17 protein-coding genes are annotated in these 19721 nt (G+C 73.9%); 3 read left to right on the forward strand and 14 right to left on the reverse strand.

The window, feature by feature from the left end:
* Positions 1-103: 103 nt before the first annotated feature.
* The 10 genes from tpiA to uvrA form a co-directional block, all read right to left on the reverse strand.
* A complete protein-coding gene (tpiA, locus tag R2737_11220) occupies positions 104-895 on the reverse strand; it encodes a triose-phosphate isomerase (GenBank protein MEZ5116828.1) in 792 nt (263 codons plus the stop codon).
* 4 nt (positions 896-899) lie between these two features.
* Positions 900-2105 (reverse strand): phosphoglycerate kinase, encoded by a 1206-nt coding sequence (locus R2737_11225; protein ID MEZ5116829.1) that lies wholly within the window; start codon positions 2103-2105, stop codon positions 900-902.
* Positions 2106-2114: 9 nt separating this feature from the next.
* On the reverse strand, positions 2115-3164 hold the full coding sequence (gene gap, locus R2737_11230) for a type I glyceraldehyde-3-phosphate dehydrogenase (protein ID MEZ5116830.1): 1050 nt from the start codon (positions 3162-3164) through the stop codon (positions 2115-2117).
* 184 nt (positions 3165-3348) lie between these two features.
* Positions 3349-4329: a DNA-binding protein WhiA gene (gene whiA / locus R2737_11235; protein ID MEZ5116831.1), complete on the reverse strand. Its 981-nt coding sequence runs from the start codon at positions 4327-4329 to the stop codon at positions 3349-3351.
* Entirely contained in the window at positions 4320-5327 is a 1008-nt protein-coding gene (gene yvcK, locus R2737_11240) for a uridine diphosphate-N-acetylglucosamine-binding protein YvcK (protein MEZ5116832.1), read from the reverse strand. The genes whiA and yvcK overlap by 10 nt, the downstream gene beginning before the upstream one ends.
* Positions 5324-6223 (reverse strand): RNase adapter RapZ, encoded by a 900-nt coding sequence (gene rapZ / locus R2737_11245; protein MEZ5116833.1) that lies wholly within the window; start codon positions 6221-6223, stop codon positions 5324-5326. The genes yvcK and rapZ overlap by 4 nt, the downstream gene beginning before the upstream one ends.
* Complete coding sequence (gene uvrC, locus R2737_11250; protein ID MEZ5116834.1) at positions 6220-8394, reverse strand: excinuclease ABC subunit UvrC; 2175 nt, start codon at positions 8392-8394, stop codon at positions 6220-6222. Before uvrC ends, rapZ begins: the two co-directional genes overlap by 4 nt.
* Positions 8395-8403: 9 nt before the next feature.
* Positions 8404-9126, reverse strand: a complete 723-nt coding sequence (locus tag R2737_11255) for a hypothetical protein (GenBank protein MEZ5116835.1) — start codon at positions 9124-9126, stop codon at positions 8404-8406.
* Positions 9127-9175: 49 nt separating this feature from the next.
* A complete protein-coding gene (locus R2737_11260) occupies positions 9176-9763 on the reverse strand; it encodes a Rieske (2Fe-2S) protein (GenBank protein ID MEZ5116836.1) in 588 nt (195 codons plus the stop codon).
* Between the two features lie 53 nt (positions 9764-9816).
* Positions 9817-12882: an excinuclease ABC subunit UvrA gene (gene uvrA, locus R2737_11265; protein MEZ5116837.1), complete on the reverse strand. Its 3066-nt coding sequence runs from the start codon at positions 12880-12882 to the stop codon at positions 9817-9819.
* Positions 12883-13057: 175 nt separating this feature from the next.
* Here uvrA and R2737_11270 point away from each other — a divergent pair, with 175 nt between their 5' ends.
* Positions 13058-15019, forward strand: coding sequence for a diguanylate cyclase (locus R2737_11270; protein MEZ5116838.1), 1962 nt, complete (start codon positions 13058-13060; stop codon positions 15017-15019).
* A 71-nt stretch (positions 15020-15090) separates the two neighbouring features.
* Here the strand turns inward: R2737_11270 and R2737_11275 are convergent, their stop codons facing one another.
* Positions 15091-16179 (reverse strand): aromatic acid exporter family protein, encoded by a 1089-nt coding sequence (locus R2737_11275; GenBank protein MEZ5116839.1) that lies wholly within the window; start codon positions 16177-16179, stop codon positions 15091-15093.
* A 116-nt stretch (positions 16180-16295) separates the two neighbouring features.
* On the opposite strand from R2737_11275, the gene R2737_11280 reads away from it, so the two are divergent.
* A complete protein-coding gene (locus tag R2737_11280; protein MEZ5116840.1) occupies positions 16296-17036 on the forward strand; it encodes a maleylpyruvate isomerase family mycothiol-dependent enzyme in 741 nt (246 codons plus the stop codon).
* Positions 17037-17064: 28 nt separating this feature from the next.
* Entirely contained in the window at positions 17065-17721 is a 657-nt protein-coding gene (locus R2737_11285; GenBank protein MEZ5116841.1) for an MBL fold metallo-hydrolase, read from the forward strand.
* Between the two features lie 10 nt (positions 17722-17731).
* Here R2737_11285 and R2737_11290 read toward each other — a convergent pair whose 3' ends face one another.
* The 3 genes from R2737_11290 to R2737_11300 form a co-directional block, all read right to left on the reverse strand.
* A complete protein-coding gene (locus tag R2737_11290) occupies positions 17732-18448 on the reverse strand; it encodes a sensor domain-containing protein (protein MEZ5116842.1) in 717 nt (238 codons plus the stop codon).
* Between the two features lie 178 nt (positions 18449-18626).
* On the reverse strand, positions 18627-19394 hold the full coding sequence (locus R2737_11295) for a hypothetical protein (protein ID MEZ5116843.1): 768 nt from the start codon (positions 19392-19394) through the stop codon (positions 18627-18629).
* A 30-nt stretch (positions 19395-19424) separates the two neighbouring features.
* Positions 19425-19706 (reverse strand): hypothetical protein, encoded by a 282-nt coding sequence (locus tag R2737_11300; protein MEZ5116844.1) that lies wholly within the window; start codon positions 19704-19706, stop codon positions 19425-19427.
* Positions 19707-19721 lie beyond the last annotated feature (15 nt).

A 19721-nucleotide genomic window follows, 5' to 3' on the forward strand; every position in this document is an offset into this window, starting at 1 on the left:
TGCGGCCGGCCTTCCGGGTCGGGAACCCGCACAGGATACGCGACGCGGCGGCCGTCCCCCGCATCGTGCCGGGACGGCCGCCGCGCGGCGTTCGCTGCTGCGACTACTCGGGCGGGTGCAGCCGGAACCGGGCGATCGCGACGAACTCGTCGGGGTCCAGGCTGGCGCCCCCGACCAGTGCGCCGTCCACATCCGGCTGGGCCATGATTCCGGCGACGTTCGATGCCTTCACCGAGCCGCCGTACAGGATCCGGATGCCGTCGGCGATCTCCGGGGTGTACAGCTCGGCCAGCCGCCCGCGGATCGCGCCGCACACCTCCTGGGCGTCCGCCGGGGTCGCGACCTCCCCGGTGCCGATCGCCCAGACCGGCTCGTACGCGATGACGACGGACGCCGCCTGGTCGGCCGGGATGTCCGCGAGCGCGCCGTCGAGCTGGGCCAGGGTGTAGGGCACCTGCTCGCCGGCCTTGCGCACGTCGAGACCCTCGCCCATGCACACGATCGGGGTCAGGCCGTTGCGGTAGGCGGCCTTGACCTTGGCATTGACGACGGCGTCGTCCTCGCCGTGGTACTCGCGCCGCTCGCTGTGCCCGACCACGACGTAGGTGCAGCCCAGCTTGGCCAGCATCCCGCCGGACACCTCGCCGGTGTAGGCACCGGAGTCGAAGCGGGACAGGTCCTGGCCGCCGTAGCGGATGTCGTAGCGGTCGCCCTCGACCAGGGTCTGCACGGACCGCAGGTCGGTGAAGGGCGGCAGCACCGCGACCTCACAGGCCTTGAGGTCGTCCTCGTTCAGTGCGAAGGCGAGCTTCTGCACCAGCGCGATGGCCTCGAGGTGGTTGAGGTTCATCTTCCAGTTGCCCGCCATCAGCGGCAGGCGGTCGGCACCGGACATCTCGTCAGGCCTCCTCGAGTACGGCGAGGCCGGGCAGCGTCTTGCCCTCGAGGAACTCCAGGGACGCTCCCCCGCCGGTGCTGATGTGGGTGAAGCCGTCCTCCGGCAGGCCGAGCAGCCGGACGGCCGCCGCGGAGTCGCCGCCGCCGACGACGGTGGTGCCGTCGGCGTCGATGATCGCCTGGGCGACCGCGCGGGTGCCCTCGGAGAACGGGGCCATCTCGAACACGCCCATCGGCCCGTTCCAGACCACGGTGCGGGCGTCGGACAGCTTGGAGCGGAACAGCTCGATGGTGGCGGGGCCGATGTCCAGGCCCATCCAGCCGGGCTCGATCTCGTCGACGGGGACGACCTTGAACTCCGCCTCGGCGGAGAACTCCCGGGCGACGACGACGTCGACGGGCAGCACCAGGTCGACCCCGCGCAGTGCGGCGTCGTCGAGGAACCCGCGCACGGTGGCGACCTGGTCCTCCTCCAGCAGCGACGTGCCCACCTCGTGGCCCTGGGCCTTGAGGAAGGTGAAGCACATCCCGCCGCCGATGAGCAGGCGGTCGACCGAGTCCATCAGGTTCTCGATCACCCCGAGCTTGTCGGACACCTTCGAGCCGCCGAGCACGACGACGTAGGGCCGGTCGGGGTCGCTGAGGACCTTGGAGAAGACCTGGGCCTCCTTCAGCACCAGCCCGCCGGCGGCGTGCGGGAGCAGCCGGGCCACGTCGGTGACCGACGCCTGCTCGCGGTGCACGACGCCGAATCCGTCGCTGACGTACAGGTCGGCGAGGTCGGCCAGCTCGCGGGCGAGCTCCTGCCGCTGCGCCGGGTCCTTGCTGGTCTCGCGCCCGTCGTAGCGGACGTTCTCCAGCAGAGCCACGTCGCCGTCGGCCAGCCCGGCCACGACCGCGCGGGCCGACTCGCCCGAGACGTCGCCGGCGACCGTGACCGGCCGGCCGAGGAGCTCGGCCAGCCGCGCCCCGACCGGCGCGAGGGACAGCTCGGGCTTGGCCTCGCCCTTGGGTCGGCCCAGGTGCGCCACCACGACGACCCGCGCGCCTCGCTCGGAGAGCGCGCGGATCGTCGGCAGGCTGGCGCGGATGCGACCGTCGTCGGTGATGCGCCGGGTGCCGTCCTCGGCGGTCTCGAGCGGGACGTTGAGGTCCGCCCGGACGAGCACCCGCTTCCCGGCGACGTCGAGGTCGTCGAGCGTCAGCACGCGCCGGCCCTACAGGGAGGCGCCGACGTAGCGCGTGAGGTCGAGCAGCCGGTTGGAGTAGCCCCACTCGTTGTCGTACCAGCCGAGCACCTTCGCCGTCTCGCCCATGGTGTTGGTGAGGTTGGCGTCGAAGATGCACGAGTGCGGGTCGGTGATGATGTCGGTCGACACGATCTGGTCCTCGGTGTAGCTGAGGATGCCCAGCAGGCCGTCCTCGGCCGCGGCCTTCATCGCCGCGTTGATCTCCTCCTTGGTGGCGGCCTTGCCCAGCTTGAGGGTGAGGTCGGTGGCCGAGCCGGTCGGCACCGGCACCCGCATGGCGTAGCCGTCCAGCTTGCCCTTGAGCTCGGGCAGCACCAGGCCGATCGCCTTCGCGGCACCGGTCGTGGTGGGGATCATGTTGATGGCACCGGCACGGGCGCGACGCAGGTCCTTGTGCGGGAAGTCGAGGATGACCTGGTCGTTGGTGTAGGCGTGGATCGTCGTCATCATGCCGTGCTCGATGCCGAAGTTGTCGTGGAGGACCTTGGCCATCGGGGCGAGGCAGTTCGTGGTGCAGGACGCGTTGGAGATGACGTTGTCCGTCGCCGGGTTGTAGTCGCCCTCGTTGACGCCCATGACGACGGTGACGTCCTCGTTCTTCGCCGGGGCGGAGATCAGGACCTTCTTCGCGCCGGCCTCGAGGTGCGCCCTCGCCTTGGTGGCGTCGGTGAAGTGCCCGGTGGACTCGATCACGATGTCGGCCTTGAGATCGCGCCAGGGCAGCTGGGCGGGGTCGCGCTCGCTGAACGCCGGGATGGACTTGCCGCCCACCACGATGGAGTCGTCGGTCGCGGTCACGTCGACCCCGAGGCGGCCGAGGACGCTGTCGTACTTCAACAGGTGGGCGAGGGTCTTCTTGTCGGTGAGGTCGTTGATGCCGACGATCTCGACATCCTCCATGCCGACGACGGCGCGGATCGCGGTGCCGACGACGCCGCCGACCTGCTGGCCGTGGATGACGCGGTAGTAGTTGCGGCCGATGCGGCCGAATCCGTTGATGCCAACCCGGATGGTCACGGGGTCTCCTCGGGGTGCCGACGGGTCGCCGGCGGTCGTGTCCGGCCGGCCGGTCAGGCCGGCGTGAGGTCGTGCACGACCCTATCGGACCCCGTCGCGGGGCACCCACCGCGGAAGCCCCGTGATGAGGTGACCTCGGTCCGGTGTGCGGGGGGCCGACGGCGGGTAAGGGGCGAGGCCCCGGTCAGGGCAGCAGCAGGTCCGGGCCGAGCACGGACTCGGTGCTGGGAATGCCGAGCTCCCCGGCGCGCCGGTCCGCCAGCGCCAGCAGCCGGCGGATCCGGCCGGCGATCGCGTCCTTGGTCATCGGCGGGTCGGCCAGGGCCCCGAGCTCCTCGAGGCTGGCCTGCTTGTGCTCCACCCGCAGTCGCCCGGCCTCGGCCAGGTGGTCCGGCACGTCGTCGCCGAGGATCTCCAGCGCCCGCTGGACCCGGGCACCGGCGGCGACGGCCGCGCGGGCGGAGCGGCGCAGGTTGGCGTCGTCGAAGTTGGCCAGCCGGTTGGCCGTCGCCCGCACCTCCCGGCGCATCCGGCGCTCCTCCCACGCCAGCACCGAGTCGTGCGCCCCGATACGGGTGAGCAGGGCCCCGATGGCGTCGCCGTCGCGGACCACGACCCGGTCGACGCCGCGGACCTCGCGCGCCTTGGCGGGGATGCCGAGTCGCCGGGCCGCGCCCACCAGCGCCAGCGCCGCCTCCGGACCCGGGCAGGTCACCTCCAGCGAGGACGACCGACCCGGCTCGGTGAGGGACCCGTGCGCGAGGAACGCCCCCCGCCAGGCGGCCTCGGCGTCGCACAGCGCGCCGTTGACCACGGACGGGGGCAGGCCGCGGACCGGCCGGCCGCTGCCGTCGACGAGTCCGGTCTGTCGGGCCAGCTGCTCGCCGCCCTCGACCACGCGGACCACGTAGCGGTTGCCCTTGCGCAGCCCGCTGGGGTGGATGACGGCCAGGTCGCTGGAGCGGGCGAACACGTCGGCGATGTCCTTGCGCAGCCGCCGGGCGGCCGCGCCGGTGTCCAGCTCGGCCTCGATGACGATCTTGCCGGCCACGATGTGCAGGCCGCCGGCGAACCGGAGCATGGCGGACACCTCGGCCTTGCGGCAGCAGGGCTTGGTGACGTCGAGGTGGCTGAGCTCGTCCTTGACCGCCGCCGTCATCGCCATGGCGCGATCCTGCCACGTCCGAGCAGGGCACCGAACGCGGCCGCGAGCAGGTCCGGATCGTGCCGGGTCGTGACGACCTCACCCGGCTCGGGCATCGCGGCCACCCGGTCCAGGACCAGGCTGGCCCCCAGCGGGGCACAGGCGGCTTCCAGTCCGGCCGGGTCCGCGACGTGCCGCTCGTCCGCCAGGACCAGGTCCAGCGGGATGTCCCCGAAGTGCTCCTGCCAGACCTCCAGGTGGGTCTCCGGCTCGTAGCCGTCGGTCTCCCCCGGCTGGGCGCCGAGGTTCAGCACCAGGACCCGGCGCCCGCCCGTCGCCCGGATCGCCTCGGCCACGTCCGGCACGAGCAGGTGGGGCAGCACGCTGGTGAACCACGACCCCGGACCGAGCACGACCGCGTCTGCCTCCCGCACGGCCGCGACGGCCTCCTCGCACCCCGGGGGCGCCGCCGGCTCGATCCGCAGCGCGAGCACGTCGCCCGGGGTCGTGGCCACCTCCACCTGGCCGCGCACCTCGGTCACCTCCGTCGGGCGGGCCTGGTCGTGTCCGAGGACGTCGGCGACGATCTCCAGCGGCACCCGGGACAGCGGCAGCACCCGACCGTGCGCCCCGAGCAGGGCGGCGACCCAGTCCAGGCCCTTCACCTCGTCGCCGGTCTCCTGCCACAACGCGGCGATGAGCAGGTTGCCCAGCGCGTGGCCGTGCAGCTCCCCGTCCCCGGTGAAGCGGTGCTGCACGACCTGGCTCCAGGTACGCCCCCACGCGTCGTCCCCGCAGAGCGCGGCCAGCGCCATCCGCAGGTCGCCGGGCGGGAGGACCCCGAGCTCGCGACGGAGCCGCCCGCTGGACCCGCCGTCGTCGGCGACGCCGACGACGGCGGTGAGCCGGTCGGTGACGCGGCGCAGCGCGCGCAGCGTCGCCGCCAGGCCGTGTCCGCCGCCGAGGGCCACCACCCGCGGCCCGGACCCCTGGGCGGCGGTCTCCCGGCGCAGGCTCATTCGCGCCCCAGGTCCCGGTGGACCACCAGCGTCTCCACCCCGGACTTCACCAGCCGGGCCGCCAGGTTCTCCGCCATGGCCACGCTGCGGTGCTTCCCGCCCGTGCAGCCGATGGCGACGGTGACGTAGCGCTTGCCCTCGCGCAGGTAGCCGTCGGATACCAGGTCCAGCAGCGCGGCGTAGCGGTCGAGGAACTCGCGGGCCTCGGGCAGCGCCACGACGAAGTCGTTGACAGGGGCATCCCGGCCGGTCAGCGGGCGCAGCTCCGGCTCCCAGTGCGGGTTGGGCAGGAACCGCACGTCCGCGACGATGTCGGCGTCCACCGGGAGCCCGTACTTGAACCCGAACGACATCACCGTCGCACGCAGCCGGACCCGGTCCTCGTCGCGGAACGCGGCCTCGATCTTGCGCCGTAGGTCGTGGACGTTGAGTGACGTCGTGTCGATGACCAGGTCGGCCTGGCCGCGCAGGTCGGCCAGCACCTCCCGCTCGTTGCGCAGGCCGTCGAGGATCCGCCCCCCGCCCTGCAGCGGGTGCGGCCGTCGGCTGGACTCGAACCGGCGCACCAGCGCCTCGTCGGACGCCTCCAGGAACAGCACCCGGACGTCCATGCCGCGCGCCCGGAGGTCCGACAGGGCCCGCTGGCAGTCGTCGAAGAAGGAGCCCCCGCGAACGTCCACGACCACGGCCAGCCGGTGGATCTCGGGGTCCGCGGTCACCAGCTCCACCACCCGCGGCAGCAACGCGGGCGGCAGGTTGTCGACGACGAACCAGCCCTGGTCCTCCAGCGCGCGGGCAGCGGTGGAGCGCCCCGCGCCGGACATCCCGGTGACGAGCGCGAGCTCGATCGGGGCCCCGGTCTCGCGGGGGGACTCGGCTGCGGGACTGTCGCTCACGGGGGGCCTCCCGGGACGGACGCCGCCTCCCCCGGGGCCGGTGCGTCCACGTCGTCGTGCGTGTGGTCGTGGTTCTGGTCGTCGTCGCTGCCGCCGTCGCCGCTGATGCGGCGACCCTCGCCGCCATCATCCTCGTTCGCCGGCTGGTCCGGGTCGAGGATCTCGCCGGTGGCCATGTTGACCGACGGGGCGGGCCGGTCGGCCGCCAGCGCGGCGACCACCGCGGCGGCCGTCGCCGGGCCGATCCCCGGGACCTCGGCGATCTGCTCGGCGTCCGCGGCGCGCAGCCGCTTCAGCGAGCCGAAGTGGCGCAGCAGCGCCTTGCGCCGGGTCTCCCCGAGGCCGGGGACGTCGTCGAGGACGCTGCGGGTCAGCCGGGCGGAGCGCCGCTGCCGGTGGTGCGCCAGGGCGAACCGGTGCGCCTCGTCGCGGACCCGCTGCAGCAGGTACAGGCCCTCGGACGTGCGCGGGAGGACCACCGGGTCCGGGTCGCCCGGCAGCCAGACCTCCTCCAGCCGCTTCGCCAGGCCGCAGACCGCGACGTCGTCGATCCCGAGCCCGTCCAGTGCGCGCACGGCAGCGGCCACCTGGGGCGGCCCGCCGTCGACGACCAGGAGCTGCGGTGGGTATGCGAACCGCCGCGGGCGGCCGGTCGTCGGGTCGATGCCGTACGCGGCCGCGGGAGGGGCACCGGCGTCCTCGGTGGCGTGTCCGGTCGAGCTCTCCCGCGACGGCTCGACGTCCCCGGACAGCTCGACGTCCCCGGCCTCGCCGCGCTCCTCCAGGTAGCGCCGGAACCGCCGGGTCACGACCTCCTCGATGCTGCGGACGTCGTCCTGCCCCTCGACCCCCGCGATGGTGAACCGGCGGTAGTCGCTCTTGCGCGGCAGGCCGTCCTCGAACACCACCAGGGAGGCCACGACGTCCGTGCCCTGCAGGTTGGACACATCGATGCACTCGATCCGCAGCGGCGCCTCGCGCAGGTCCAGCGCCTCCTGCACCTCCTGCAGTGCGCGGCTGCGCGTCGTCAGGTCCCCGGCCCGGCGGGTCTTGTGCAGGGCCAGCGTCTGCTGGGCATTGCGCGCCACCGTCTCCAGCAGGGCCCGCTTGTCCCCCCGGCGCGGGACCCGCAGGTCCACCCGCGAGCCCCGTAGCCCCGACAGCCAGGCCGAGGCACTCTCGGCGTCCGGCGGCAGCACCGGAACCAGCACCTCCCGCGGGAGGGCATCGCCGGACTCGGCGCCGTACAGCTGCTGCAGCAGGTGCTCCACGAGCCCCGAGAGGTCGACGTCCTCGACCTTCTCCACCACGAACCCGCGCTGACCCCGGACCCGCCCGTCTCGGACGTGGAACACCTGGACGGCCGCCTCCAGCGGGTCGTCGGCAAGCGCGAGCACGTCCGCGTCCGTGCCGTCGCCGAGTACGACGGCGTTCTTCTCCAGAGCCCGGTGGAGGGCGCCGAGGTCGTCCCGCAGCCGCGCCGCCCGCTCGAAGTCCAGCGCGTCGGAGGCCGCGCGCATCTCGCGCTCCAGCCGCCGCGTATAGGCAGCCGTGTGCCCGGCCATGAAGGTGCAGAAGTCGTCGACCAGCTCGCGGTGCTGCTCCGCGCTCACCCGACCGACGCAGGGGGCGCTGCACTTGCCGATGTAGCCCAGCAGGCACGGCCGGCCGACCTGCCCGGCGCGGCGGAACACCCCGCTGCTGCAGGTGCGCACCGGGAACACCCGCAGCAGCAGGTCGACCGTCTCCCGGATGGCCCAGGCGTGGGCGTACGGACCGAAGTAGCGCACCCCCTTCCGCTTGGCGCCGCGCATCACCGTGACCCGCGGGTACTCCTCCCCCACCGTGACGGCGAGGAACGGGTAGGACTTGTCGTCGCGGTACTTCACGTTGAACCGCGGGTCGAACTCCTTGATCCAGGAGTACTCCAGCTGCAGCGCCTCGACCTCGTTGGCGACCACGACCCAGTCGACGCCCGCCGCGCTGGTCACCATCGACTGCGTCCGCGGGTGCAGCGCGGCCAGGTCCTGGAAGTACGAGGACAGCCGGCTGCGCAGGCTCTTCGCCTTGCCGACGTACAGCACCCGGCCGTGCTCGTCACGGAAGCGGTAGACGCCGGGCTCGTCGGGGATGGAGCCCGGCGCCGGCCGATAGCGGGCGGGGTCGGCCACCGGCCCAGACTAAGGGGCCGGGCTGACGGCCCCGTCGTCGACGGGCGCGCCGACCGCAGCGGCGAGGGGCGCGCGGACCGCGGTGTCGACGAGGCGGGCGAAGGCCTTGCAGCCGGCCGGGGTGAGGTGGATTTGGTCGTCGTACAGCCAGGGCTTGCCGGTGTGCTCGGCGACCGCGGCGTCCCAGTCGATCAGGTGGGCGTTGGGGTAGCGGCCCACCTCGTCGGCGAGGAACGCGTTGAGGCCGTCCGCGAAGGCGTAGCGCTCCTCGTCGGGCAGGTGGATCGTCACCCAGTACGCCTCGCGGTCGCCGACCCGCTCCATCAGGTTCGCGAAGACCTCGGAGCCGAACTCGCCGTTGGTGCCGGTGTGCAGGACGACCCGGTCCGGCAGGGTGCCGGCCGCGAGCGCCGCGTCCAGCACGTCGTAGACGCCCCAGTACGAGCGGCTCTCGTCCGCGTCCACCGTGATGCCGCGGGCGGCCAGGCACGGGTCGGCCCCGAGCATCACGGAGTCGCCGATAGCCAGCACCGGGCCGTCGTACGGAGGCTCGGACGGTGTCGTCGGCGAGGCCTCCGGCGGGCTCTCGACCGTGGCTGCAGTCGCCGACGACGCAGGCGCCGCACCGTCACCGGCGGGCGACGCGGCGCTCGACCCGCAGCCGGCCAGCAGCAGCGCGGCCACGAAGGCCCCGACGACGCCTGCGAGAGCTCGCGGGCGCGACCGAGGCATCCGCACTCCTCCCGTCCGCCGCCGGGGGTCCGACAGGCGCCGGTGGAGCCTACGTCAGGACGACGTTGGACCCGTCCACGGCCACGTCGACGGGCGCTAGGCCCGTGGTCGCCGGACCCTGCAGCACGGCGCCGTCGCTCGCGGAGAACTTGGAGCCGTGGCAGGGGCAGATGATCTCGTTGGCCGCGACCTCGTTGACCGTGCAGCCCTGGTGCGGGCAGATCGCGGTGAACGCCTTGAAGTCCCCGGAGGCCGGCTGGGTCACCACGATGGGCGCCGGGGACTCGACGATGACGCCGCCCTCCACGGGCACGTCGGCGGTTGCCGCGATCGCCTCGCCGCCCCCGCCACCCGAGGTCTCGGTCGGCTGGGCCGAGGACGACTCCGGGGCCGCGCTCGTCTCCGCGGCGCTCGAGGTGGCCGCCGCACTGGTGGCGCCGGCGTCGGACGAGCCGGACGAGCAGGCCGCCAGGACGCCGGCGGCGCCCACCGCGCCCGCCGCTGCCAGGACGTGCCGGCGGCTCAGGGGGCGGCCCTCGGGCGCGGGCACCGTGACGGGGTGCGCCGGGTGCGCGCTGGCCGGGTGCGCGCTGGCTGGCTGATCAGCGCCGGGGTCGTCGGTGAGGGGTCGGGTCATGGCTCCTCCTGGGGCGTCCTGCGCCGCGGACGGGTGTCCGGGCGACGTTCCGGTCAGGCGACCGGCCGCGTGCGGCGACCGGTACGGGCACCGGTGCTGCCGGTGCCCGTCGTGCTCGTGCTCGTGCCCTTCGTGCTCGTGCCCTTCGTACGCGTGCCCTTCGTGCTCGTGCGCGTCGCCGTGCTGCGCTTCGCGGTGCCGTTCCTCGCGCTCGTGCCCTTCGCGGCGGTGCCCTTCGTGCTGGTGGCGCCGGTGGAGCGGGTCGTCGGCGCCGACGTCGGGGTGCCGAGGATCTCGCGGAGGAACGCCCCCGTGTGACTGGTAGCGACGTCGGCCACCTGCTCCGGAGTTCCCTCCGCCACCACCCCGCCCCCGCCGGACCCTCCCTCGGGCCCGAGGTCCACCACCCAGTCGGCGGTCTTGATGACGTCGAGGTTGTGCTCGATGACCAGCACCGTGTTGCCCTTGTCGACCAGCGACTGGAGCACCCCGAGCAGCTTGCGGATGTCCTCGAAGTGCAGCCCCGTGGTGGGCTCGTCCAGCACGTAGACGGTGCGCCCCGTGGACCTCTTCTGCAGCTCCGAGGCCAGCTTCACCCGCTGGGCCTCGCCGCCGGACAGCGTCGGCGCCGGCTGGCCCATGCGTACGTAGCCCAGGCCCACGTCGACCAGGGTGCGCAGGTGCCGGGCGATGGCCGGCACCGGCTCGAAGAACTCCAGCGCCTCCTCGATCGGCATGTCGAGGACCTCGGCGATGGTCCGGCCCTTGTAGTGCACCTCCAGCGTCTCGCGGTTGTAGCGCGCGCCGTGGCAGACCTCGCACGGGACGTAGACGTCCGGGAGGAAGTTCATCTCGATCTTGATCGTGCCGTCGCCGGAGCAGGCCTCGCACCGGCCGCCCTTGACGTTGAACGAGAAGCGGCCCGGCAGGTAGCCGCGGACCTTCGCCTCCTGGGTCTCCGCGAACAGCCGGCGGATGTGGTCGAAGACTCCGGTGTAGGTCGCCGGGTTGGACCGGGGGGTCCGGCCGATCGGGCTCTGGTCGACGTGGACGACCTTGTCCACGTGCTCGAGCCCGTGCACGCGGGTGTGCCGGCCGGCGACGCCGCGGGCGCCGTTGAGCTCGCGGGCGAGGACGGTGTAGAGGACGTCGTTGACCAGGGTCGACTTCCCCGACCCACTGACGCCGGTGACGGCGACGAAGCACCCGAGGGGGAACTCCACCGTGATGTCGCGCAGGTTGTGCTCGCGCGCGCCTTCCACCACCAGGGAGCGGCCGGGCGTCGGCGGCCGGCGCACGGTCGGCAGGTCGATCGACCTCCGGCCGGACAGGTAGTGACCGGTGATCGAGTGGTCGCTGCCCAGCAGCTCCTCGACCGGACCGCTGACGACCACCTGGCCGCCGTGCTCACCAGCGCCGGGCCCGATGTCCACCACCCAGTCCGCGGTGCGGATGGTGTCCTCGTCGTGCTCCACCACGATCAGCGTGTTGCCCAGGTCGCGCAGGCGGACCAGCGTCTCGATCAGCCGGCGGTTGTCGCGCTGGTGCAGCCCGATCGACGGCTCGTCGAGGACGTAGAGCACGCCGACCAGGCCGGAGCCGATCTGGGTCGCCAGCCGGATCCGCTGCGCCTCTCCGCCGGCCAACGTGCCCGCGGCCCGGTCCAGGGTCAGGTAGTGCAGCCCGACGTCGATGAGGAAGCGCAGCCGCTCGTGCACCTCCTTGAGCACCCGCTCGGCGATGTGCCGGTCGCGGTCGCTGAGCTCCAGCCCGGTGAGGAACTCCGCGCACTCGCCGATCGGCAGCGCGGCCACCTCGGCGATGCTCCGGCCTCCCACGGTGACCGCCAGCGACACCGGCTTGAGCCGGGCGCCGCCGCAGGCGGGACACGGCACCTCGCGCATGTAGCCCTCGAACCGCTCCCGGCTCGCGTCGCTCTCCGCCTCGCCGTGCCGGCGCTGGACGAACGGGATGACGCCCTCGAAGGACGTGTAGTACGACCGCTCCCGGCCGTAGCGGTTGCGATAGCGGACGTGCACCTGGGTCGGGTGCCCGTTCAGGACGGCCCTGCGGACCTTGGCGGGCAGGTCCCGCCACGGGGTCTGCACGTCGACGCCCATCTCGTCGCACAGCGCCTCGAGCAGCCGGCCGAAGTAGTCCGAGGTGTGCCCGGCGGACCACGGCGCCACCGCGCCGCCGGCGAGACTGAGGTCGGGGTCCGGGACCACCAGCTCGGGGTCGACCTCCATCCGGGTGCCCAGGCCGTGGCAGTCCGGACAGGCCCCGAACGGGGAGTTGAAGGAGAACGACCGCGGCTCCAGCTCCTCGAACGACAGGTCGTCGTACAGGCAGGCCAGGTGCTCGCTGAAGACCCGTTCGCGGTGCGGGTCGTCCTCGGGCAGGTCGACGAAGTCCAGCGTCACGAGCCCGCCGGACAACCGGAGCGCGGTCTCGACCGAGTCGGTGAGGCGCTGCTTCGCCGCCCGCTTGACCGCCAGGCGGTCCACGACCACCTCGATGGTGTGCTTCTCCTGCTTCTTCAGCGTCGGAGGCTCGGCCAGCGAGTGCACCACGCCGTCGACCCGGGCCCGGCTGTAGCCCTGGGTCTGCAGCTGGCGGAACAGGTCGACGTACTCCCCCTTGCGCTCGCGCACCACGGGCGCCAGCACCTGGAACCGGGTGCCCTCGTCCAGCTCCAGCACCCGGTCCACGATCTGCTGCGGCGTCTGGCGGGAGATCGGGCGGCCGCACACCGGGCAGTGCGGCTTGCCGATCCGGGCGTACAGCAGCCGCAGGTAGTCGTAGACCTCGGTGATGGTGCCCACGGTGGACCGCGGGTTGCGGGAGGTGGACTTCTGGTCGATCGACACCGCCGGCGACAGGCCCTCGATGAAGTCGACGTCGGGCTTGTCCATCTGGCCGAGGAACTGGCGGGCGTACGCGGACAGGCTCTCGACGTAGCGACGCTGCCCCTCGGCGAAGATCGTGTCGAAGGCGAGGCTGGACTTGCCGGACCCGGACAGGCCGGTAAACACGATCAGGGCGTCGCGGGGCAGGTCCAGCGAGACGTCCTTGAGGTTGTGCTCGCGGGCACCACGGACGACGAGTCGGTCGGCCACGGGTCTCCTCGGTGCGTGCCGGCTGTGCGGCGGGGCGACGGTCGGCGGGGCTGGGGCATCCGAACGTGCCCGCGGACAGGCTAACCACCGGGTCCGACATCGGCTTCCCGGCGGTGGCCGAGGAGGGCCCGGGGACCTGCTGACAGACCCCCGGGCAGGCGTCAGACTCGCGGGTGTGAGCGGCAACGGGGCCCCGGACTCCCCGTCCGGCCGCGTACCAGCGCTGCGCAACCTGCCGTTCGCGGTGGCCGGCGTCGCCGGAGTCCTCGTGGCGCTGACCGGGGTGGAGCGCACCGGGTTCGCCTGGCTGGCCGCGGGGCTCACCCTCGCCTCGGCGCTGGCGGCCGTCCTCCTGCCCTGGCACCGGCTGCCCGGTTGGGCCCCCACGCTGCTGTCGCTGGCCGTGGTGCTCACGGTGGGCCTGTTGCTCGTGGCCGTCGGGAGCGAGCCCGCGGGGGCGGTCGCGATCGTGCTGCTGCCGGTGTTCTGGCTCGCGCTCTTCGGTACCGCGGCACAGCTGGCGCTGGTCGTGGCGGCGGTTCCGGTCGCACTCATGATGCCGGCGCTGGTGCCCGAGCCCGAGGTGTCCTGGGGCTCCGCGGTCGCGTCCACCATCGTCGTCACGCTGGTGGCGGGGTCCCTGGGAGCGGCCACCCACCAGCTGGTCGGCGAGGTGCGTCGGCGCCGGGCGGCGGAGAGCCGGGCGCACCGCCGGCTGCGCCGGGTCCTCGACACCTCCCGCGACACCGCGGTCGTGATGTGGTCGTCGGACGGGGTGGTGACCGGCCTGAACCGCGCCGCGCAGGACATCCTGGGCGTGAGTGAGGCCGAGGCCGTGGGGCGGCTGGGCCCCGACGACATCCTCGGTCCGGCGGCGATGCGGGCCCTGACCGCCGCGGTGGGGTTCGGCAACCCCGCCGATCCGGACGCGATGGGAGACGGGCTTCTCTCAGCGGACCGATGGGACACCGACGACCGCGCGGTCGGGGGTGTGACGGCCCGTGTCGGCACCGGGACGCGCGAGGTGTGGGCGCGCCTGGACCTCGGGGCGGTGACCGACGACCTGGGGCATGCCGCCGAGTTCGTCCTCGTCGTACACGACATCACCGACCTGGAGGTGGCGCAGCGGGAGCTGGAGGCCGCGCGCGAGGACCTGGCCACCGTGGTGCAGGTCCTGCACCGGGCGCAGGAGGGCGCCGACGTCCGCACGACCGTGTGCCGGGAGGCGCGCCGGGTCGCGGGCGCCGACGTCGCCGCCATTTTCGAGCCCCGGGACGGGGTGCTGGTGGTGACCACCGAGGACGGGCTGTCCCTGGGGGACCTGGCGGTGCCGCTCGAGCCGGTGGATTCCGCCGTGGCCCGGGCGTTCACGACCGGACGGCGGCTGCAGATCGTGGACGCGCTGCGGGACCCGCGGGCGTCGGCGGGGCTGGCGCAGCAGGAGGGCCTGCGCGGGCTGCTGTACGAGCCGATCCGGCACGAGGGCCAGGTGGTCGCCGTGCTGGGGGTGGGGTGGAGGGCGCCGGGAACCGCGGTACCGGCACGGGTCGCGGACTCGGTCTGGGCGCTCGCCAGCGAGGCCGGTCTGGCGATGCACCGCGAACGTGCGGTGCGGCGGCTGGAGTCGCGGGCCCGTCTCGATGCGCTCACCGGTGTCCCCAATCGACGCGAGTGGGACCGGCTCGTCTCCGACTGGGTGCGGCCGCCGGCGGAGGGAGCCCCCGACGATGCCCCCGGCTCGCCCCTGTTGTGCCTGGCCATGCTCGACCTGGACCACTTCAAGGCCTGGAACGACGAGCGCGGCCACCAGGCCGGGGACGCGCTGCTCCGCGATGCCGCGTCGGCCTGGCGTCGGCAGCTGCGCGGCGACGACGTGCTGGCGCGGTACGGCGGCGAGGAGTTCGGAGTCCTGCTGCCCGGGTGCGGGCTGGGCGAGGCCCGGGGCGTGCTGGAGCGGCTGCGCCGGGCCACCCCCGCGCCGGCGACGGTGTCCGTCGGGCTGGCCGAGTGGGACGGCCACGAGCCACCGGAGTCGTTGGTGGCCCGGGCCGACGCGGCGCTGTACGCGGCCAAGGCCGCCGGCCGCGACCGGGTCGAGGTGGCCCCCGCCGCTGCGGACCAGGCCCCTCCGCGTTGAGTGCTCGCGCGTGGGGGTTCCGGGACGGTCCCGGAACCCCCACGGGCGAGCACTCGCGGGATCGGCCCGCGTCAGCGGCCGGTGAGCAGGCGGGAGATCTCCTCGCCGTCGGCGAGCAGCGACCCGCCCAGCAGCAGCGGTGCGGTCCGGTCCACCTCGCGCAGCCGGTGCCGGGCGTCCTGCGACGCCCCGGCCAGCGCCTGCACGGCGGTCTGGTCGGCGGGCAGCGGCTCGGCCGGGTGCTCGCGGGCCGACCCGGCCTGCCGGGTGATCGCCTCCGCGGCGGCCGCGAACACCTGGGACAGAGGCTGCGCCACGGGGGTGGGCAGGCGCTCGTCGTCCTCCAGCGCCACCTGCAGGTCGCGGCACATGCCGACGACGGTGGCTGCCGTGGCCTCGTGGATCCGGACCTGCGCTAGTACCTGCTCGGCCTCGGCGCGGCGGATACCGGGCGCCCACCGGGCGGCGCGGACCGCGTCCTCCGCCTCCTCGCGGGTGTCGGCGAGTCCGCGCCCGATGCGAGCGGCCTCGGCGCGCCACCCGGCCACGTCCTCGGGGTCCACCCGGGTGCCCTCGGACACCCCGGCCAGGGCCGTCGACACCTCGGTGAGCAGGTCCGCGAGCCGGTCGGCGTGGCGTACGGAGTCGTTGAGGGCCCGCGTGGTCGGGGTGCCGGGCCGGGTGAACCAGGACGCGGCCAGGCCGACCGCGGACCCCAGCACCACGCCGAGGAACCGGGCCTCGACCTGGCTGCCGTCCACGTTCACGGAGGCGACCAGCAGCACGGTGATCGCGATGGTCGTCGCGCCCTCGTCGCCCAGCCGCATCAGCCGTCCCGCGACGAACGACGCGACCACGGCCGCGAACAGCGCCAGCGGGGACATCCCGACCGTCATGACCAGGGCCGCGGCCGCGCCGGCGCCGATGATCGTTCCGACGACCTGGCGGACGGTCTCCTTCAAGGAGTCGTGGAAGGTCGGGCGCAGCGCGATGAGCGCGGTGATCGACGCCACCAGGGCGGAGACCAGCGGGAGCTGGGAGGCGATCGTCCAGGCGACCGTGACGGCCGTGGCCGCGAGCAGGGTCAGACGCAGGAACGGCGAGCGCAGCAGGGCGCCCCACCCGCGCCGTGGACGGGCGGGTCGGGTGTCGGCGGGCATGGCGGTACGAGGCATGACCTGGGGGTCCTGCCCGCCCCGCGACGCCCTCGAACCACCACGAGCTGTGAGGCCGGTCACCTCCACCCGAGATCGGCGTGCGGCCTAGGGTGTCGCCCATGGTGACCCCGCTCGGCCCGGACGACACCCGGCCGCTCCTCTTCGCCGACGCGCGGGCGTCGTTGCGGGAGAGCACCCGGGCGCTCCTCGCCACCGCGGAGACCCTCAGCGACGACGACTGCCGGGCTCCGTCGGTCCTGCCGGGGTGGTCGCGGGGGCACGTACTCACCCATCTGGCCCGCAATGCGGACGGCCTCGGGAGCCTCGTCACGTGGGCTCGGACCGGGGTCGAGACTCCCATGTACGCCTCCCCCGAGGCGCGCACGGCCGACATCGACTCCGGGGCCGGGCGCTCGGCGGCGGCCCTGGTCGCCGACCTGCGCGAGTCGTCCGAGCGGCTGGACGAGGCACTCGGCACGCTGGACGCCGGGGCACTGGGCGTGGAGATGACGTTGCTGAGCGGGGCGTCGCTCGAGGCCGCCGAGATCCCCGTACTCCGGCGGCGCGAGGTCGAGATCCACCACGTCGACCTCGACGTCGGCTACTCCCCCGACGACTGGCCGGACGACTTCGTCCACCTCTCGATGGAGCTGCTCGCCCCGCAGGCCCGGGCGTCCCGGGACGTGGGCGTGCGCGAACTGGTCGACTCCGGTGGCTGGGCCTGGCAGGTGGGCCACGGGACCACGGACCTCCACGGCCCGGCCGGCCAGCTGCTGGCCTGGCTGGTCGGTCGCGGCATCGGTCCCGGCTTGCACCGCACCCCGCCCGGACCGGTCCCCCCGTCCCCCACCTGGGTCTGACCCCCCCGGCCCGCGACCTGGAGGCGCGATGACGTACACCGGCAACGTGACCGTCGGCGGCCCTGCCGACGTGCGGGAGCTGCCGCACCTGGTCGTCACCAAGGTCGCGGTGGGTTCGTTCGACAACAATGCCTACCTGCTGCGCTGCCGGCGCACCGGGCGGCAGCTGCTGATCGACGCCGCGGCCGAGCCCGAACGGTTGCTCGACGTCATCGGCGACGACGGGCTGGACGCGGTGCTCACCACGCATCAGCACGCCGACCACTGGCAGGCGCTCGCCGACGTGGTGGCCGCGACCGGCGCCCGCACGATGGCCCACCCGATCGACGCTGCGGCGATCCCGGTGCCGACCGACGTCTACGTCGAGGACGGCGACGCGGTGAGCGTGGGCGACGTCGCGCTGCGCGCGGTCCACCTGGTCGGCCACACGCCGGGGTCCATCGCCCTGGTGTACGACGACCCGGAGGGCCATCCGCACCTGTTCACCGGCGACTGCCTGTTCCCCGGCGGCGTCGGCAACACCTGGGACGACGCCGAGTGTTTCGCCAGCCTGTACGAGGGCGTGGTGAGCAAGCTGTTCGCCGTGCTGCCGGACGAGACCTGGGTCTACCCCGGCCACGGCAACGACACCACGCTGGGCGCCGAGCGGCCGCACCTGCAGGAGTGGCGCGACCGCGGCTGGTAGCGGCGGTCGGCTACAGCGACTGGTAGGCGAGGTGGCGGTAGCGGTAGGTCGACCGGTTCACCAGCACCTCGACCGTGCTCGTCGTCGCCACCGGAACCGTGGTGGGCGGGGTCCTCGTCGACCGTGGCAGGTCCTCGCCGATCCGCACCTCGAGGACGGCGTTGCCCACCTGGCGCAGGGCGACCACCCAGCCCCCCGGGCCCGCCTCCGACCGGGGGTTCTCGCTGACGGTGTAGAAGGTCACCAGGTATCCCGCGACGCCGTACATCGGCGGCAGCGTCCGCACCGACTGGGTGTAGCGGACCAGCTCGTCGCCGTCCCGGAACGTTCCCGAGCCGGAGCAGGCCCGCAGCCGCCGGGCCAGGTCGGCCCACGACGCCTCGGCCTTGGCGACGGAGGCGAACTGGAGCACGGATGACTGCAGGTCGTGTCGCCTGCCGAGGTCGAAGATGCTCCCGCCGCCGCTGGGAGTCCGCACGTCGTACCGGACGTTCCAGCACACCTGCTCCTGGGTGCCACCCCCGCCGGCGCCCGTCGCCTGGTTCGGCCCCACGGGTCCGAACCAGGTCGGGATCTCCGACCGGTGGACGACGGTCTTGGCCAGCCCCTTCGCGTTGAGTTGGATCCAGACGTTCGTCGTCGCGGCGGCCGGGGTCGTGCCGACCAGGGCGACGGCCAGCCCGACCGCAGCCAGGGACGCGACTCGGTGTGCTCGGAACGTACGCATGTGACTACCTCCCGTCACGGCTGTGTCGACCGTACGACGGCCAGGGTCGCGGTCGCGCGCCGAGCGGGGTCGGGCCGGTGGTCAGCGGCCGCGCATCGTCCGCACCCCCACGGCCACGAGGACCACGACGAGCACGATGCCGATGACGATCAGGGTGAAGATCACCCGCGCAGCGTAGTCATCCGGCCGGGCAGGTGGCGGGCGCGGTCCCGGTCGCCAGGAAGCCGCCGACCAGTGCGGCGACCTGGGGCGAGGTGACCATCCCGGAATGGGCGACGTCGCCGGGGCACACGCTCTGGAGCAGTACGTCGGTCGCCCCGGCCAGCACCGAGCTGTCCGCGGGGCGGATCACCTCGTCGCTGGCGCTCCACACGCTCAGCCAGCGGTCGGCGGCCGAGGCTCCGGGCAGGGAGTCGAGCAGGTCCGAGCCCGGCTGCATCTGCTGGCACGCGGTCGGGCACTGGCCGAGCAGACCCCCGAGCGCGGCCGCCGCCGTCCCGTCGTGGGGCGAGGAGATGGTCGCCACCCGGCGCACCAGGCCGCCCGCGTCCGGGTCCGTGGCGGCGGCGCGCACCACCAGTCCGCCCATGGAGAAGCCGACCAGGTCCACCGACGGGGCGCCGGCGGCGACCGCCGCTCGCGCGCGGTCCAGCACGGTGGCGGCGTAGGCCCGGATGTCCCCGGTGCCGTCGCCGATCGGCACGACCTCGGCCTGACGGCCCGACGCCCGAAGGGCCGCGGCCAGCTGGTCCACGCCGTCGGTGCCGCCGCCGTACCCCGGAACCAGCAGCACCGGCCCCGCGGCGTCGAGCGGCGCCGTCGGACCGGGCACCGGCTGCTCGCGCAGCCACGCCCAGACCAGCACGGCGAGCAGGACGACGACGGCCGTACCGCCGAGCACCAGCACGAGGCGGCCCCGGTCGGAGGACGGGACTGGCGGCCTCATCGCGTCATCGCGCGCGAGCGTTCCGTGTGCCTACACGACCCAGAAGACCAGCGCGGCGATCGCGAAGGCGAGGGCGACCCAGATGAGCACCACGCCGATCGCCACGATCCGCAGCGGTGCCCGGTCGTCGCTGACGGCGATCGGGAACGCCCGCCGGGCGATGGCCGAGAACCGGGTCGCCTCCGCGCGCGCGTTGCCGCGGGGGTCCCGCTGGGACCAGTACGCCCGCTCGCTGGACATCCCCAGCGCCGCCAGCGCGACGCCGAACAGCGCCAGCACCACGGCCGTCGTGATCAGGCCGACCTCGACCACGCCTCACCTCCAGGA

It is taken from the genome of Candidatus Nanopelagicales bacterium, assembly GCA_041393815.1.
Taxonomy (GTDB): Bacteria; Actinomycetota; Actinomycetes; order S36-B12; family JAWKJK01; genus JAWKJK01.

What these genes read in the sequence shown, in the direction of transcription:
- R2737_11260 (MEZ5116836.1), bottom strand. Translation starts at nt 9,763, where the DNA reads ATGACCCGACCCCTCACCGACGACCCCGGCGCTGATCAGCCAGCCAGC.
- R2737_11255 (MEZ5116835.1), bottom strand. Translation starts at nt 9,126, where the DNA reads ATGCCTCGGTCGCGCCCGCGAGCTCTCGCAGGCGTCGTCGGGGCCTTC.
- whiA (MEZ5116831.1), bottom strand. Translation starts at nt 4,329, where the DNA reads ATGGCGATGACGGCGGCGGTCAAGGACGAGCTCAGCCACCTCGACGTC.
- R2737_11290 (MEZ5116842.1), bottom strand. Translation starts at nt 18,448, where the DNA reads ATGCGTACGTTCCGAGCACACCGAGTCGCGTCCCTGGCTGCGGTCGGG.
- R2737_11295 (MEZ5116843.1), bottom strand. Translation starts at nt 19,394, where the DNA reads ATGAGGCCGCCAGTCCCGTCCTCCGACCGGGGCCGCCTCGTGCTGGTG.
- yvcK (MEZ5116832.1), bottom strand. Translation starts at nt 5,327, where the DNA reads ATGAGCCTGCGCCGGGAGACCGCCGCCCAGGGGTCCGGGCCGCGGGTG.
- R2737_11280 (MEZ5116840.1), top strand. Translation starts at nt 16,296, where the DNA reads ATGGTGACCCCGCTCGGCCCGGACGACACCCGGCCGCTCCTCTTCGCC.
- tpiA (MEZ5116828.1), bottom strand. Translation starts at nt 895, where the DNA reads ATGTCCGGTGCCGACCGCCTGCCGCTGATGGCGGGCAACTGGAAGATG.
- R2737_11275 (MEZ5116839.1), bottom strand. Translation starts at nt 16,179, where the DNA reads ATGCCCGCCGACACCCGACCCGCCCGTCCACGGCGCGGGTGGGGCGCC.
- R2737_11285 (MEZ5116841.1), top strand. Translation starts at nt 17,065, where the DNA reads ATGACGTACACCGGCAACGTGACCGTCGGCGGCCCTGCCGACGTGCGG.